Annotated in this window: 1 pseudogene; it reads left to right on the forward strand. The window is 72.7% G+C overall.

The annotated features are described in order from the left end of the window. Positions 1-242, forward strand: a pseudogene (locus tag AC3A4Z_RS22645) (hypothetical protein); the annotation flags it as partial.

The raw sequence follows: 242 nt of genomic DNA on the forward strand, positions 1-242 counted from the left end.
TGAAGGCAGCGCGGTAAACAGCGAAGACGGCGACCAGGACACGATCGGGCTGGCCTCGCTGGCGCCGGCTGGCGTCCATGACGCCGCCGCCGGTACCGCCGCCACCGGCACCGCCGAGTACGAGAGCACCGCCGACCATGAGGCCCCCGGCGCCGCAGAGCACCAAGCTACCGCCGGCAACGGGTACGCGGACCTCGGCAACGTCCCGGTACCCAAGGCGGACGTCCTGGTCACCGTGCCGG

The sequence above is a fragment of the Arthrobacter sp. Soil_C_49 genome (genome assembly GCF_057656635.1).